The organism is Vibrio sp. VGrn 2 (assembly GCF_009361695.1).
Taxonomy (GTDB): Bacteria; Pseudomonadota; Gammaproteobacteria; order Enterobacterales; family Vibrionaceae; genus Vibrio; species Vibrio diabolicus.
This window is the reverse complement of the sequence record NZ_RBWD01000014.1, coordinates 64,136-80,725: the sequence shown is the minus strand read 5'-3', so window position 1 is coordinate 80,725 and position 16,590 is coordinate 64,136. Positions and strand designations below refer to the sequence as shown.

Annotated in this window: 16 protein-coding genes; all 16 read left to right on the top strand. The window is 44.4% G+C overall.

The annotated features are described in order from the left end of the window. Positions 1 to 4: 4 nt before the first annotated feature. Complete coding sequence (locus tag D8S93_RS19960) at positions 5 to 1,450, top strand: MSHA biogenesis protein MshI (protein ID WP_152815044.1); 1,446 nt, start codon at positions 5 to 7, stop codon at positions 1,448 to 1,450. Beyond that, positions 1,447 to 2,097, top strand: coding sequence for a type II secretion system protein GspM (gene gspM, locus D8S93_RS19955; protein ID WP_054868338.1), 651 nt, complete (start codon positions 1,447 to 1,449; stop codon positions 2,095 to 2,097). The genes D8S93_RS19960 and gspM overlap by 4 nt, the downstream gene beginning before the upstream one ends. Continuing rightward, a complete protein-coding gene (locus D8S93_RS19950) occupies positions 2,090 to 2,422 on the top strand; it encodes a hypothetical protein (protein WP_012841368.1) in 333 nt (110 codons plus the stop codon). The genes gspM and D8S93_RS19950 overlap by 8 nt, the downstream gene beginning before the upstream one ends. A 20-nt stretch (positions 2,423 to 2,442) precedes the next feature. Further along, positions 2,443 to 4,086 (top strand): pilus (MSHA type) biogenesis protein MshL, encoded by a 1,644-nt coding sequence (mshL, locus tag D8S93_RS19945; protein WP_074191839.1) that lies wholly within the window; start codon positions 2,443 to 2,445, stop codon positions 4,084 to 4,086. A gap of 44 nt (positions 4,087 to 4,130) precedes the next feature. Continuing rightward, positions 4,131 to 4,976, top strand: a complete 846-nt coding sequence (locus D8S93_RS19940) for an ExeA family protein (protein WP_005397403.1) — start codon at positions 4,131 to 4,133, stop codon at positions 4,974 to 4,976. Then, positions 4,973 to 6,067: a tetratricopeptide repeat protein gene (locus tag D8S93_RS19935; protein ID WP_012841371.1), complete on the top strand. Its 1,095-nt coding sequence runs from the start codon at positions 4,973 to 4,975 to the stop codon at positions 6,065 to 6,067. Before D8S93_RS19940 ends, D8S93_RS19935 begins: the two co-directional genes overlap by 4 nt. Then, positions 6,064 to 7,788: a GspE/PulE family protein gene (locus tag D8S93_RS19930; protein ID WP_152815041.1), complete on the top strand. Its 1,725-nt coding sequence runs from the start codon at positions 6,064 to 6,066 to the stop codon at positions 7,786 to 7,788. Before D8S93_RS19935 ends, D8S93_RS19930 begins: the two co-directional genes overlap by 4 nt. An 8-nt stretch (positions 7,789 to 7,796) precedes the next feature. Continuing rightward, positions 7,797 to 9,020, top strand: coding sequence for a type II secretion system F family protein (locus tag D8S93_RS19925; protein WP_152815038.1), 1,224 nt, complete (start codon positions 7,797 to 7,799; stop codon positions 9,018 to 9,020). A gap of 3 nt (positions 9,021 to 9,023) precedes the next feature. Then, complete coding sequence (locus tag D8S93_RS19920) at positions 9,024 to 9,485, top strand: MSHA biogenesis protein MshF (protein WP_319803051.1); 462 nt, start codon at positions 9,024 to 9,026, stop codon at positions 9,483 to 9,485. A gap of 291 nt (positions 9,486 to 9,776) precedes the next feature. Further along, complete coding sequence (locus tag D8S93_RS19915; RefSeq protein WP_025545963.1) at positions 9,777 to 10,241, top strand: prepilin-type N-terminal cleavage/methylation domain-containing protein; 465 nt, start codon at positions 9,777 to 9,779, stop codon at positions 10,239 to 10,241. A gap of 63 nt (positions 10,242 to 10,304) precedes the next feature. Further along, on the top strand, positions 10,305 to 10,529 hold the full coding sequence (locus D8S93_RS19910) for an MSHA biogenesis protein MshA (protein WP_152815036.1): 225 nt from the start codon (positions 10,305 to 10,307) through the stop codon (positions 10,527 to 10,529). 109 nt (positions 10,530 to 10,638) lie between these two features. Then, on the top strand, positions 10,639 to 11,100 hold the full coding sequence (locus D8S93_RS19905; RefSeq protein ID WP_025545966.1) for a type II secretion system protein: 462 nt from the start codon (positions 10,639 to 10,641) through the stop codon (positions 11,098 to 11,100). Continuing rightward, entirely contained in the window at positions 11,097 to 11,660 is a 564-nt protein-coding gene (locus D8S93_RS19900; RefSeq protein ID WP_152815033.1) for a type II secretion system protein, read from the top strand. The genes D8S93_RS19905 and D8S93_RS19900 overlap by 4 nt, the downstream gene beginning before the upstream one ends. Then, a complete protein-coding gene (locus D8S93_RS19895) occupies positions 11,660 to 12,421 on the top strand; it encodes a PilW family protein (protein ID WP_152815030.1) in 762 nt (253 codons plus the stop codon). Before D8S93_RS19900 ends, D8S93_RS19895 begins: the two co-directional genes overlap by 1 nt. Next, positions 12,411 to 12,839, top strand: a complete 429-nt coding sequence (locus D8S93_RS19890; RefSeq protein WP_152815026.1) for an MSHA biogenesis protein MshP — start codon at positions 12,411 to 12,413, stop codon at positions 12,837 to 12,839. The genes D8S93_RS19895 and D8S93_RS19890 overlap by 11 nt, the downstream gene beginning before the upstream one ends. Positions 12,840 to 13,710: 871 nt before the next feature. Continuing rightward, positions 13,711 to 16,587 carry a DUF6701 domain-containing protein gene (locus tag D8S93_RS19885; protein WP_227484015.1) on the top strand — a complete coding sequence of 959 codons (2,877 nt, stop codon included), beginning with the start codon at positions 13,711 to 13,713 and terminating at the stop codon, positions 16,585 to 16,587. Positions 16,588 to 16,590 lie beyond the last annotated feature (3 nt).

Here is a 16,590-nt window from a genome sequence, read left to right as displayed (position 1 = left end):
AATCATGGATTTCAAAGCACTACTCGACAAGCTCAAACGATCATCTGGTGGTGGTCGTTCCTGCTTTTTGGTTATTCAGCCAGACGCCGTTTATTTATCATCTTCAATAAAAAGTGGCCGCCCATACCAATTTGATATTTCTGAATCCAATTGGGAGAAAGCCGTAGAGCAAGCATTGAGCGTTGCTGCGAGTGCGTATGATTCTCTAACGGTTGTCCTTTCTCATAACTATTATCAGATGTATCAAATCGACAAACCTGTCATGCCGCGCCAAGAATGGCCTGCAGCATTACCGTTTTTGTTGAAAGAACTGATCTCTGAGCGTGCCGTTGACATCATTGCAGATGCGGTAGAGCTACCCAATTCAACCAAAGTGCAAGCTTACGTCTTATCACGAAAAATGTTGGATAAGATCGTGTTACTGGCCAGTCGCGCCCAGTTGCCATTAGAAGCTATTCTTCCTGAAGACGACATTTGGGGAGAGACCGCAGGTGAACTAGGTAACTTCCTATTATTACAACGCAGTGTGCGTGGTCACTTCCGTATTAGCGCTTTTGTCGAAAATACTATCGCGTTCCATCGTTCGATTCGCAGTGTGACGCCACCGTTAACGGGGGTTCCGTCTAGCGAGTTACAGATGGATAGCCTCTCGTTAGAACTGCAACGTTCGATTGATTATCTTTCTTCTCAGTTGCGCCATGTGCAGCTGCATCAATTGAAAGTGTGTTGTGATGAGGAGGATGAGAGTGAGCTTGTTCAGTCTCTGAACTACCGTTTAAGCACTAAAGTTTCTCCGTTATTACCACCAGAACATGAGTTATCAGGACACGTTTTAGCAGATGCTGCTGCGGCTTCTAATACTCGACGCGTTAACTTATACCCTGATTACTTAAAGCCGAAAAAAGAGCTCCTGACACTAAGAAATATCGCGTTATCTTGGGGTGTCGCGGCTGCGGCCATTCTACTCTCTTACGGCTATGTGACTTGGCAGAGCCGTGGTTTAGAAGATGAAATTGCTATTGTAAAAAGCAAAGGCGATATCATGAAGTCAGAGCTTGAACGCTATCAAGTCAAGCTACGTAAGCATCAGCCCGACAATAATAAGCTGGCAGCTAAAGCCCGCTTAGAGCGTGAAGTCAAGGCGAAGCGAGACTCGCTTAAAGCCGTCGGGAAATACGATGACTCGCAGCGTACGGGTTACTCTGGCGTGATGCAATCATTAGCTAAGCTAGGAAACCAAGAAATTTCTTTGTCCGAAATTCGAATCAATAACCATACCTTAGATCTGAAGGGACTGGCGAAAAAGCCGAGCTCAGTACCAAGTTGGGTTAACCAATTTAAAAATGAAATTAGCTTGGTTGGCCGGACATTTGACGACGTCAAAATTGGCCGAAATGATAAGGATATTGTGACGTTTGAACTAAAAACGCGCGAGGATAAAGAGAAATGAACGAATTCTGGATCTCATTAGAAGAGCGCTTTGGCGAAATGAGCGCGCGTGAAAAAGTGCTTATCGCGCTGTGTGGTTTAGTTGTCGTGATCATGTTGCTTTTTACGCTGGTACTGGAACCAAAGCTTAACGAGATCATCAGTAATGAGAGGCAACTAAGCAATTTAAAGCAAGCCAATCAAAAGATTGAAATCGACACGCTACGTATTCAAGCGCAGCTGAAGAAAGATCCAAACGCTGAGATTGATCGCGCGATATCTAACCTGCTAACAGAAAGTCAGCACCTTTCGATGCAGCTAGCGGAGATCATCGAACACCTTATTACACCTTCGCAAATGGCTGAGCTGCTGGAAAATGTATTAGAGCAGCAAAGTGGCATTCACCTTTTGTCTTTGCAAACTTTGCCATCTGAGCCAATTACGGAAGATAAAGAAGCATCGCAATACTCTGGTTACTACGTGCACCCTGTACGCATGGAGCTGACTGGCGACTACTTTTCTATTGCCAATTATCTAAATAAGTTGGAGAGCCTTCCTGCCAGTTATTATTGGCGCAGCTTTAGTTACAAAGTCGAAGAGTACCCGAAAGCGAAGCTTGTGTTGGAAGTCTACACACTAGGATCTCGAGAGGAGTTTATTGGTGGTTAAAAAACTCATCATCTCATTGCTTGTCATGGCTGCGACAGGAACCGCTTGGGCGAACCAAGATCCAACGGCACCACTTGGCTGGGAAAAGCCTGCGGTTGAAACGTCAGCGAAACCAAAAGCAAAACAGTACCGACTGCCTACGCTCAACAGTATTGTGTGTAAGCCAAGTACTGCTTGTGTCGCGATTATGGATAACAAGCTTGTTGAAAAAGGCGAGCTATTTAAGGGTTATCGCGTCGCGAGCATTAATAGTGAATTTGTAACTTTAAAGCGTGGTAACCGTCAGTGGGACCTAGAGCTTTTTGGTTTAAACGTAAAAAAATAATAACCAGAGCCTGATCAGATATGCGCAAATTAGTTGTAGGAATAACGATTGCTTCTTTAATGGGATGTTCAATGGGTCACCGTGACCCCGTGGAAGTCAAAGAAGCACTCAATGAATCTATCAATCAAGCGAACAGCCGCACGTTAGAAGAAATTCCTTCTTCTGTCGAAGCGGACCTGATGCCTAACTTAGACTCGAATGTTGCTTCAGAGCAAGGCACCTCGAAGCGTTTCCGTATTCAAGCGAATGCGGTCGATGCACGAAGCTTCTTTGCCTCTCTAGTCAAAGGCACTGAGTACAGCGTGGCGATTCATCCAGCGGTACAAGGTAATATCACCGTCAACTTGTCAGATGTTACGTTGGATGAAGTCCTGAGCGTTGTACAGAACATGTATGGCTATGATGTGGTGAAGTCTGGCAAAGTTATTCAAATCTACCCTGCTGGTATGCGTACGGTAACCATTCCTGTTGATTACCTCCAGTTCAAACGCTCTGGTCGATCATTGACGAGCATTGTCACGGGCTCAGTGACCTCGGCTGGTACGTCTAATTCTGGCGGTAGCTCAGATAGTTCTGACTCATCAGACTCTGACAATGGAAGTAACAACGGCGATAGCTCGACCACATCTACGGGCGGTACGCGCATCGAAACCATCACTGAAAGTGACTTCTGGCCGATGCTGCAGCAAGCCGTTGCGAATCTAATTGGTTCAGGCAAAGGACAAAGCGTTGTCGTAACACCACAAGCTGGAGTGATTACGGTTCGAGCGTTTCCAGATGATATTCGAGAAGTCCGTGAGTTCTTAGGTGTATCGCAGGAGCGCATGCAGCGTCAGGTCATTCTTGAAGCTAAAATTCTAGAAGTGACGTTGAATGATGGCTACCAACAAGGCATCAACTGGTCGAACTTATCGGCGTCAATTGGTAACTCGGGTAGTGTCGTCGTGAACCGCCCAGCGTCGGCATTACCACCGTTGGATGCGATTGGCACGCTATTGGGCGGCCAAACCAACGTGACTATCTCTGATGGCAACTTCAATGCTGTGTTGAGTTTTATGTCTACGCAAGGTGACTTGAACGTTCTTTCGAGCCCTCGTATTACCGCAGCCAACAATCAAAAGTCGGTCATCAAAGTGGGTACCGATGAGTATTTTGTTACCGAGTTATCGAGCAATGCAGGCAACGGTGAAAACTCAAATGCTGTTCCAGAAGTGGAATTGACACCATTCTTCTCAGGTATCTCTCTCGATGTGACTCCGCAAATTGATAACAAAGGCAATGTGTTCCTGCATGTTCACCCTGCGGTTATTGAAGTCTCGGAAGAAGTGAAGAAATTGAACTTGGGCGGTGAGTTCCAAAACATCCAATTGCCATTGGCAAAAAGCTCTATTCGTGAATCTGACTCGGTTATTCGTGCTAAAGATGGCGATGTTGTGGTTATCGGCGGTTTGATGAAACAGCAAAATCGTGAGCTTGTTTCTAAAGTCCCATTCTTGGGCGATGTGCCCGCATTGGGGCATTTGTTCCGCAACGTAAATAACGTGACTGAGAAAACAGAATTGGTCATTTTGCTAAAACCGACCGTAGTTGGTGTGAACTCTTGGCAGAAAGAGCTAGAGCGCTCTCGTGATCTGCTGCAAGAGTGGTTCCCAGATGCGCAATAAGCGCGGGGAAAGGTTCCGTTTTTCAATGAGTTTGTGATTCGAGTATGTACTTGTCACATTTTGGATTTCGAGTTCAGCCTTTTTCGTTAACCCCAAACACAGAAATGTTCTTGGGGTTAGTCCCTCACTATGAGGCGATCCAAACCATTTTAGCCGCTGTGCAAATGGGAGAAGGGGTGATTAAGGTGACGGGAGAAGTCGGCACCGGAAAAACCATGGTGTGTCGTAAGTTAATTGAGCAGATTGAATCTGAAGTCGAGCTGATTTACTTACCTAATCCAGTTTTGAATGGAGAGCAGTTGCAGTTTGCTGTCGCCAGAGAGTTAGGCATCGATAACGATGACCCGCTACGTATTGTTTCTCTCATTCAAGAACACCTGATTCAAGTGCATTCTGCGGGAAAGAAAACCGTCTTGATCGTCGATGAAGCGCAAGCTCTTTCTCCACAAGCTTTAGAAACATTGCGTCTGTTCGGTAACCTAGAAACGGAACAAGATAAACTCATTCAACTGGTGTTATTCGGACAACCTGAGTTGGATGAGCGGTTAGCCAGCCACGAGCTAAGGCAGTTTCGTCAACGTATTACGTTTAGTTGTCAGCTGCGTCCTCTTTCTATCGATGAAGGCGTGGCTTACATCAATAATCGTTTAGACAAGGCAGGCAATGGAGCGCACATTTTTTCTATTGAGCAGAAAAAAGCGATTTGGCGTTCATCCATGGGGATTCCACGTTTGATCAACCAAATTAGCCACAAGTCGTTGCTTGCGGCATTTAATGATCGTTGCACACTATTAAAAAATCATCACGTTTACGCAGCTATGCACGATACGTTTGATGCCCGTAAACCTAAGTTTAAAACACCCGTATTTTGGGGATGGAGTCAACCTTGAGTGCCATCAATAAAGCATTATCAGAACTCGCTGAAAAAACATCACCGTCAGAGCTTACTCGTGCGGACATTCCCAACGTTTCACGCAGTAAACCTTGGCTTTGGCTCGTTGCTGGTTTCTCGTTAAGCCTTGCGGTGGGCGGCTGGGCGGTCTCTCGCGGTCCTATCCCTTCAGGCGAGCTTTCATCTGCTCAAACAGAAACCATGCCATTGTCGTCAGTGAATGCTTCGTCAATCACATCATCAGAGCGTACTCATTCGCCAACGAGTAAAATGACGCCCGAGACAGCCCATGTGGTTTACACGAAGCCAGTGACACAACCGGCTGCGCAACAGCTTCATATGCCTGAGACTGATAGGTTCACGCCAAGAGCGGAGGTAAATGCGGTCTCTGAAGATGCAGTGCTACTCGCGCAAGTGGCAACGATGCCAAGCGATGAGCAATCTAATCACGTAACCCGCACGACAGCAGAAAACAGTTCAATGCGTATTGAGCAGGTTGAGCTGACGCACCGCCAGTTATCTCTTAAAGCGGTTAGCCGAGCGGAAAAAGCACTGGATGCTAACGATATGCAAACGGCGTTGTCGGCTTATGCTGAGGCGTTACGTTATGAGCCAATGAATGCAGACACGCGTCAAAAATTATCGGCGTTGTACTTTGGCAAAGGCGACACGCGTAAAGCGTATGAGATTATCCAAGAAGGGATCAACCTTGACACGAACAACCAAGTACTTCGTTTGGCCTTGTCTAAGTTGTTAGTGAAAGCTAATCAACCTGAAGCGGCGCTGAGTCCGCTTGTGCATTTGCCTCCAATACCAAGTCGAGATTACTTGGCGATGCGTGCGGCATTGGCACAAAAACACAAGCAGAATGATATTGCGCTTGAGAGTTATCAACTCCTTACTCAACGTGAGCCGGAAAATGCGCGCTGGTGGCTAGGTTTAGCGATTCAACAAGAGCGCGCGCTGACGTTTACCGCCGCGATCAACTCTTACAACCAAGCTCTGGGTAAAGTTGGCATTTCGAATCAATCGCAAGCGTTTATTCGTGACCGTTTGAGCATCTTGAAACAGCTGGAGAATGCACAATGAAAATTCAGTTGAGAAAACGCTTAGGCGATCTTCTGGTTGAAGAAGGGATCGTCTCTGAAGAACAAATCCAGCAAGCACTAAACGCACAACGTAGTACCGGGCAGAAGCTAGGCGATGCGTTAATTGATCTCGGCTTTATTACTGAGAAGCAAATGTTGGACTTCTTGTCCCAACAACTTGGTTTGCCATTGATCGATCTTGGTCGTGCCCCTGTGGATGCGGAAGCGGTACAGATTCTACCTGAGGTACACGCACGTCGCTTACGTGCGATGGTCGTTGCTCGAAATGGGGACACGTTGCGCGTTGCTATGAGTGACCCTGCAGATTTGTTCATCCAAGAGTCACTGATGAATTTGCTAGGTGAATACAACCTTGAGTTCATTGTGGCTTCAGAGCGCCAACTCATTTCAAGCTTTGACCGCTATTATCGCCGCACCAAAGAAATCGCTTCTTTCGCGGAACAGTTGCATGAAGAGCATAAAGATGAGCAAAGCTTCGATTACGGTATTGATGGAACCGACAGTGAGGAAGTTACCGTTGTAAAGCTGGTTAATTCCATGTTTGAAGATGCGGTACAAGTCGGGGCATCGGATATTCATATTGAGCCAGACGATCAGGTTTTGCGCTTACGTCAGCGTATTGATGGTGTACTGCATGAAACCATCCTGAATGAAGTGAATATCGCATCGGCTTTGGTTCTTCGATTGAAGTTGATGGCGCACCTAGACATCTCTGAGAAGCGCTTGCCGCAAGATGGCCGATTCAATATCAAAGTGCGTGGTCAATCAATCGATATTCGTATGTCGACGCTACCAACGCAATACGGGGAGTCCGTAGTAATGCGTCTGCTTAACCAGTCTGCTGGTTTGCGTCCATTAGAAGAGTCAGGTTTGCCGCCAGATTTGCTTGCTCGTTTACGTCGACAGTTGGCTCGTCCGTACGGCATGATCTTGGTGACGGGGCCGACAGGTTCAGGTAAAACCACCACGCTTTACGGCGCATTAAGTGAGCTCAACGAGCCAGGGAAAAAGATCATTACAGCAGAGGACCCGGTTGAATATCGCCTGCCTCGCATCACTCAGGTACAGGTAAACAGTAAGATCGATCTGACTTTCTCGCGTGTGCTTCGAACCTTTTTACGTCAAGACCCAGACATTATTCTCGTCGGTGAGATGCGTGACCAAGAAACGGTAGAAATTGGTCTACGAGCTGCACTAACGGGTCACTTAGTATTGAGCACTCTTCACACCAACGACGCGGTTGACAGTGCGTTACGCATGATTGATATGGGTGCGCCGGGTTACTTGGTTGCCAGTGCGGTCAGAGCTGTGGTGGCGCAGCGTCTTGTTCGCCGTGTTTGTCCAGATTGCAAAACAGAAGACCATCTAGACGAGTCACGCCAACAGTGGTTAGCTGGGCGTTTTCCAAACCAAGTGGGCACCACTTTTTATAAAGGTGCAGGCTGTCAAAACTGTAACTTGACTGGCTATCGAGGCCGAATTGGTGTGTTTGAAATGCTCGAACTGGAGCAAGAAATGATGGATAAACTGCGCGCCAACGATGCGGTCGGTTTTGCGCAAGCCGCGCGTCGCTCAGAAAACTATAAGCCGCTGCTTGCCTCGGCGATGGAACTGGCGCTGCAAGGCACCGTCAGCTTGGATGAAGTGATGACCCTAGGTGAAGGTGACGCTTCTGGTAAGACTGATCCCATTTTCATATAGGTAAGTGAATGCCAACTTTTCGTTATCAAGGTCGTACTCTAGACGGCTCATCCACTAACGGCAAAATCGAGGCAGTGAACTCAGAAGCTGCAGCGGAAGCATTGATGAACAAAGGGATCATCCCGCTCAATGTGCGGTTAGAGAAAGAGTCGACAAAAAGCCAAGTGAGCTTGTCTAAGCTATTTGTGCCAGCCATTCCATTGGAAGTGATCATTCTTTTCTCTCGCCAGTTGTTTAGCTTAACTAAAGCGGGCGTACCGTTGCTGCGTTCTATGCGTGGCCTGCTGCAAAATTGTGAAAACAAACAGCTCAAAGAGGCACTGGAAGATGTCGTTTCTGAACTGAGTAATGGCCGAGGTTTGTCTTCTGCGATGCAGCAACACAGCAAAGTATTCAGCCCACTGTTCGTTTCTATGATCAATGTAGGTGAGAATACGGGTCGACTCGATCAAGCGCTATTGCAACTGGCAAATTACTACGAACAGGAACTCGAGACTCGTAAACGTATCAAAGCGGCGATGCGTTATCCGACGTTTGTGATTGTCTTTATTACCATCGCCATGTTTATATTGAATATCTTGGTGATCCCTGAGTTTGCATCGATGTTTACGCGCTTTGGTGTTGAGTTACCACTGCCGACGCGTATTTTGATCGCTACTTCTAATTTCTTTGTTAATTATTGGATATTGCTGATTGTGGCAATGATTGGTGCGTTTGCGGTTTTCAGAGCTTGGGTGGCGACGGCTGATGGTAGGGAAAAGTTCGATAAGTTTCGGCTTCGGCTGCCAATTGTGGGCGATATCGTTAATCGCGCGCAGCTTTCTCGTTTTGCCAGAACCTTCTCGTTGATGCTGAAATCAGGCGTTCCACTTAACCAGTCTTTAGCTTTAGCCGGGGAAGCCCTGGGGAACCGCTTTTTAGAAAATCGAATTCTTGAGATGAAATCCGCGATTGAAGCGGGTAGCACCATTTCAGTGACTGCCATCAACAGTAAAATCTTTACCCCTTTGGTGATTCAGATGATTGCAGTAGGGGAAGAAACCGGTCGTATTGATGAGCTGCTGCTGGAAGTGTCGGATTTTTACGATAGAGAAGTTGATTACGATCTAAAAACACTGACCGCAAGAATAGAACCGCTACTTTTGGTGATTGTCGCTGGTATGGTCATGGTGCTAGCACTGGGTATCTTCCTGCCAATGTGGGGAATGCTAGACATCATCAAAGGCGGCTAATCGGTGGTTGAAAATCAAAGTCGAGCGACGCTAATCGTTTTTGGGGTAATTGCTACCATCATTGCTGTTGGCTTGGCGGTCAAATTACGTCCTGTTACCGAGCAGGCGCAAGTGACCGGAGCGAAGTTGGCGAGAGTTTGGATGCAAGATAGTGTTCAGCGTTATCGTCAAGCTTGGTTAGTACAAGGCGAGCCAAAACATATGCTGATGGATGGTTTTAATCTCACCATGACTGAGGGCGGGCTAGTGTCTCCCTTTACTCAACAAGGTGTTTTAGATTGTGGTTATTGGCTAGCAGTGCATTATCCACAACGTAAAATAATGACCAATAAGTTAATAGATATCAGTGGATCCATCAAAACTGATCGTTATGTTTGTCACTATACTTATGAAAATGGTCAGTCGATTGTAGTTATTTCAACAGCTAATCAACTGAAAATAGACGTCGAAATGTCGGCGGAGTGAATTTTTTGACACCTAATCACTATAATTGGTAATGAAAGTCGGTATAATGCAATTATTACCATAAGTAAGACGCTGTAATAGAGGGTAAACAATAATGTGTTTTTCTCATTGCAGCATGAACTGAATAATGGCGAATCGTCATTCTGCTCAAGCGGTAGATACAGTATCCACTTCACGGTCAGTTTTAGTGAACGTTGCTGCCCCAAACCGTTTTGACAATATCCAAAATGGTCGCGTGACCTAAACGAAACTTTGCAGTTGTACTGCATGCTTACATAGAGAGAGTAAACAATGAAAAGACAAGGTGGTTTCACCCTTATCGAACTAGTGGTGGTTATTGTAATCCTAGGTATTCTAGCGGTCACTGCAGCACCACGTTTCCTTAACCTGCAGGACGATGCTCGAGAATCAACTATCCAAGGTCTAAAAGGAGCTATGGATGGAGCAGCGGGTATTGTTTATGGCAAAGCAGCCATTAATGGTCAGGATGGTGAAACTGGTGCGATCAGTGCTGCTGGTGGAAATTTAGATTTAATTTGGGGTTACCCGCAAGCAACATCAGCAGCTTTGAATCTAGCTGTTGACGGTCTGCAAGACTGGGAGCTTTTGATAGACTCAACTTCTACAGATGGTAAAGGTAGTATTGTTTACGGTATTAAAGGTTACACTTCAAACTGTGTAAAATACACGGCAGCAAAAAATGCGACAACTCCTGCAGAGATTGAAGTAGTTAAAGGCGAAGACAACTGTAAATAGTTAGTTTAAAAAGGTCAGTCAGTCAGGCTGACCTTTATTTTGATTAATCTCGGAATAGTTCATATGCGTAAATCATTGGGTCTTAGTGCAATAGAGTTTGTGGTTGTACTGATTATCTTAGGAGTGGTCGGTTATGTGGTATTACCAAGATTTATCAGCTTCGAGCCAGAAATTTACGAAGCCAAGTGGGAGCAAACCAAGCAAACCGCTGAGCATGTTTCTGAGACGCTAAGCAACAAAGAAACTTACGATCGGATTGAAGAAGAAATCGATAGATCGAAAAACTAACCTAGAGCAATCTTGTTTGCTACGTAAAAGAAGTGTGATTTTAGTCCAAAATCACCATGCTTTTTTGCTTATAATTTGATCGCTTGTTGTAAGCCGAAGGTTCCTCAGTATGAAGTCGCGCTCAACGATATCAGGTTTTACTCTCATTGAGCTGATCATGGTAATCGTCATCCTCTCTATATTATCGCTTTATGCATCCAGTCGATTTATACGCACTGGTATTTCTGCCGTCGCAATTCAAGATCAAGTCATTTCTGTTGTTCGCCAAGTCCAGGTGAATCGCATGCAATCTAATGTCAGTAGTGCGGTAGGAAATAACGATTTTATTCTATCCATAGCAACCAATTGTATCGGCTCAAAAGCCTCTTGCTCATCTCAGTCCAGTAGTCGTAGTGATTGGGTCGAAGACAGCAGTGTTACTTTTTCTCCTGTCCGAGAGGTTCAGTTTGATCTGCTAGGAAACCCGACCCCTCCTTCGGTCACTATCTCTATTAGCGAAAACAATAGCTCTCAAACCTGTACGGTCACAATTAATGAGCAAGGCTACGTGAGTAAAGGTGGCTGTTCATGACTATGAAAGGCAAAAAAACGCTCAGAGGAATGACGCTAATCGAGATGATAATCGCGATCGTCTTGATGGGAGTCGCAATGGTGATGTTTTCGACAGCCTTGATACCACAAATTAAAGATGCTTCCACCTCTCATTATCAAAGTCGAGCCATCGCTTTAGGGCATAGTATGATGTCGCAAATTTTAGCCCGTAATTTTGACCATTATTATGATGATAACGGTGGCATGCTCCGCTGTGGTGAAAGCGGTGCAGATGCTTGCTCTGCTCTTGGAAGGGATGGAGAGACTTCGCCCTCTGCTTTTAATGATGTTGATGATTATATTGGTTGTTGGTACACCAAAAATACTCAGAACCGTTGCCCCTCAGGTAGCGAAAAATACCAACTCTCAGGTGTTGTAGGTAATAGTGCAGACAGTAGTTATATCAATTTTCGCGTAGAGGTTGCGGTAGAAACGACAGAGCTCGAAGGAAGTGTTCCTAAAATGAAGCAAGTGAAACTAGATATATTTGCTGGTTCCGCGTTAGCGATTTCATTGGTTGGTTACAGAGGTAATTATTAATGAGTCAAAGAGGCTTCACTCTCATAGAGCTCGTGCTGACCATTGTTATTGGTAGCATCATCATGTTGGGGATTGCAGGTTATGTTCAAGTTGGGATGAAAGGGTATGTTGATGCGAGTTCAAGACAAAGAATTCAGACCCAAGCTCAATTTGTGCTAGAAAAAATGGCGCGTGAAATTAGACACGCCGTTCCCAATAGTTTTGCAATGACAAACACGGTTGACGAATCCTGTCTGTCGTTTGTTCCAACTTTAAATTCCGGTTATTACTTTCAAGAACCAACCAGCAACGATCTGCTTTTTATCACTGGGGAAAACGTTCCAGGAAATACATTAAAAGCTTCCGAGGAGATACGCTTTGTCATTAACCCTACACGCTATGACGATTTGATATCAGGCGCTGTGAGTAATCACTTAATTAATAGTGACCTTTCTTTAAATGGTAATGATGGCAATGGTAATGCCGACTTTTATCGTTATAGCTTAACGACGCCTTTACCTAGTGACTCGATCGCTCATCGTATTTATCTATATCAGTTAGCAACCAAAGTTGAATACTGCATTGTCAAAACAGGTGTGCGTAGTAACCGCTTAACTCGCAATGGCACTGTTGTTGAAAATATTGTGGCAGGTGACAGTCAATTTGATTACACGAATGTGAGTTTACAGACTGGTGGGATTGTCTATCTCAAATTTGCTTTTGAACAAAATGGTGAAGTTAGTACCTACCAACAAGATGTGCAGGTGTTAAATGTCCCATAAACAGAAAAACAGTGGAAATGTACTCATTGTATGCTTGTTCGTGATTGTTGTTATGGGATATCTAGGAGCTACACTCACAAAGACTAACTGGTCTAATCAAAACTCAATGACTCGTGAGTTTTTAGGAACACAAGCATGGTTTTACGCTCAATCTTCAACAGAGTGGGCGCTGACTGAGATTTACCCGCTGAATGAGCCTAGCTCAAAAGTTGGAGATAACTGCAACAACAAAGTAAATGGCAAAGCTCCAAGCTCAGATAGTGTAAATTACGGAAGTTGCCGATTAGTTTCACTTGTGTGTGACGGGGGGGATAGAAAGCTAGATAACCAAACTTTTTATCGTATCGAAGCTGCGGTCCAGTGTGGTTCTGGATTGAGTTTGGTTGAACGCAGACAAGAGATTTGGGTTAAGGATTAGAACAATGAAGTTAAGCTTAAATAATAAATTCATTCCATTCATATTGTTATTAACATTTCTTGTAACAAATAGCGTTAGAGCTTCTAGTGACACTATTACGATCAATGATTTTCCTTTTGTTGCACAAGGGCATGGTAATGGAAATAGCTTCTGTAATGGATATGGTAACGCTAGTTATCTTAAGGTCTATAATGAAGCTACAATTTGGGGGACTGAAGGATTAGATTTAAATTTTTGTTATGGTTTTCAATATATGTCGGAAACTTCTTGTGATAATAACGATGGCAGTTTGAGAAAATGTAATGTCAGTTACCAACAGTTATCACCTAAAAAATTAAAACCATTTAAAGAAGCGACAGGTAATGAAAATATTTATTGTAATAGTAGTACCAATATTTATCGAGAAAATATTAAGTCCTTTAAGGGATACCAAAATTGTAATGCTTGGTTTTCTTCACCTTTGCACAAGATAAAAAAAATGAATATGTACGGTAGTTCTACAGTGCATTTTTTTAGTGGGGAGTACTGGATTGATAAACTGACTATGCAAAACAGCTCTAAAATCGTCATTCATGGTAACGTGAAGATACATTTAAAGAATGAAGCAGAGTTTAATGGAGCCAGTATTGAGTATGCAGATGAAAATTCACAATTAATTTTTGTTTCTCGAGACTCTATAACACTGAATGATAGCTATTGGCCGGTTCACAAGAGTTCAACATTAGAGGGGTATTTTTATGCAGATGAAGATATATCTCTCCACAATGGTTCTGTTATTCTGGGAAAAGTAAACTCTCGTATATTAACTTTGACTGACAGTAGTAAAATTAATAACGAAAATATAATTCCCAAACAGTGTGAATACTTACCAATGGAAGACTTCAACGCTAATGATATTAGCAACTGGTCTGTTATTGGCTTTGGGCAAAGCATCAAACCTAAACCGTCTGGTGGTCGATTCGTTTTAAACTCGTCTCAAAGAAATCAAGCAACAGCATCTGCATACAACTATCTATTCCCTTCGAAAGATAACTACCTTGAGGTGGAGTTTGACCATTATGCACACTCCGGCTCTGGGGCTGATGGTGTGGCATTGGTTTTATCTGATGCGAATGTTCCGCCACAAACTGGGGCATTTGGTGGTCCACTTGGCTATGGCGTGAAACCTAACATACAAGGCTTTGCTGGCGGTTGGCTTGGGTTCGGTATCGATGAATACGGCAACTACTCAAGAGAAGGTAGTTTTGAGGATAGTAATTACCGACCAGGGTTTAAGCCAAATACAGTCGCAATTCGTGGTTCTGGGATTAAGAACGGGGCTGGGCAATGGATGGGAGGCTATCGCTATATCAAAGGTAACCACAATGTTGGTGACTTAGATAGACGCCGCGATCCAAATCATAGATACAAAGTTATCATCGATTCTAAACAACAAGGTAAAGTCTACATTACGATTCAGCGTAAGATCGGTAGTGCGAACTCTTGGACAACATTGATCTCCCAATTTGATGTTATGAGAGGTTTTGGGCAAACCACGCCTCCAGAAAATTTCCGTGTGTCGATTACCGCCTCGACTGGTGACATTACCAACGTACACGAAATGGATAACTTCCAAGTTTGTGCTGATAAGTATCAAAAAATAACGGAAGGTATTCACCACTTCGAGTTTGACTATGCTGGAACTGGCAGTATTTGTCAGGCATCGGAAGTAACGCTTCGAGCGTGTATGAATGACTCTTGCTCGAAAACATATCCAGCATCAGTGTTGTCTAGTAATCCTGGGGCGAGTATTGATCCCGTCACGGTATCGTTGTTGCCTCAATCTTCCTCTTTGGTTAAGTGGGAGGAAGGAGATAGTGTCACATTCTCTGACTCTATTTCGTTAAAATTGCAGGCTTATCAATCTGGCTCTGCAAAACTTGGCATTGCGAGTAGTTCAGTTCCACAGTTCGGATTTGAAGGAGCTAAGTGTCGTATCGCTGGTGGTCCGCTATCTGAGCAAAACTGTAATATCGTATTTAACTCTGCGGCATTGGGTGTAACGGTTCCAGATAAGGTTGCTGGTAAGCCATTCTTCAATAACAAAGGGCAGGCACAATATAGCAATCAAAGTTCGCCTTATTTGGAGTTTTGTAGCTCACCAAGCCAACAGGACGGTGATGGCGCAAATCGAGATGTTCAGTTATCCATTGAAAGAGTCGAACCGACAAGCAATGCAGTATCAGTTCCTGCTTATGTCTCTTTCAAAAAGAGAGATGGTTCTTTCAGTAACGAGGTTACCGTTGGGACAAATACTGTTAAGGTTGCCGATGTCTACTTCAATAAGCAAGGCAAAGCTTACTTCAACTTAAAGTATCCAGAGGCAGGTAAAGTCGCGCTGAAGGCGAAAATAAAAGATGAAAAGGATTCGTTAGGACAGAATAGCTTTGTGAGTTTCCCCGCATATCTCAAATTGACGGTTGATGGTGGTCTGTGTGGTTCTGGCTCTTGTAGTCAGAAACTGGTTGCTGCTGGAGAAGAGTTCACAATGAAAGTGACGGCTTATCAATTTGGTGATGACAAGAAGCCAGCACAAAACTATCAGCAATCAGGTTTAACGATTAGTCATAAAGTATCTTACCCGCAGTTTGATAGTGCGATTCCTGGCACTTTAGGGACGACCACATACGATCATATCAATCTAACTAATGGTACGGGGTCAGTGACGCAAACTGTGTCCGAAGTTGGTGCTTTTGATTTTAAGATTACACCACCTGAAACGTATCTCGGCAGTAAAGCTTTCACCATTACGCCAGCAGAAGAAAATATTGGTCGTTTCTACCCTAAGTATTTCCGAGTTGATGACGCGAAAGGAAATCAATGGGCTTACCCACATAAAGAAAACTTTGCTTATATGGGACAAGGCTTTGGCGTCGAGGAGTTTTATGTTGAGGCATTAAATGCGGATAAAGGCGCTTTAACAAACTACGCCTTCTTCTCTAGTGGCTTACAAGCAAAGTTTGGTTTGAAAGATACTAGCTCTTATCAATCTCGTTTTATTTTGAACAAAACCTATACGGGAACTTGGGTGAATAATGGTGCTGCTTATGTCACCTCAAGAAGTCTAGGTAAGTTTACTGGTTCAACGACGGATGGGTTAGAGCTATTAAAAGGTTCTGGCTCAAGTTACCCAGATGGTCCGCTCAACTTTAACGAGAACGCGAAAGATACGGCGATATCAATCAAATCTGCGGATGATAATAAGGATCCAGTATCTATCGATGGTAGTGAGGGAGTGTTGCCTACTCAGCCCGACATCCGCTTTGGTCGTGTAGACCTAGATGATGTAGGTGGTAACCAAGGCACGACATTACATGTGCCACTCCGAGTTGAATACTGGAATGGTAGCCGCTTTATCGCCAACCCTGATGACAATCAAACCGATGTGAAAGGTGTCACTGTCGCTGAAACGCATATCTGGCCAACAGGTACTGATGCTGATCCTAAAGCGGTTACATTAGGAGCTGGTGGTGAAGTGTCTTCTGGTTCTTCTCGCTCTGTTACTGCAACTCAAGCTGAACCATACCGTCAGCAAACGCGCGTTTGGTTAGACCTTGATGATTCAAAAAATGGTTTACCTTGGCTCAAGTACAACTGGGATAATGACAAAGCGGGAGAAGAAAACCCATCCTCCGTCGTCACCTTCGGTATTCACCGTGGTAATGACCGCGTGATTTACCGTGGTGAGCCAGGGTTAACCGGACAGTAACAA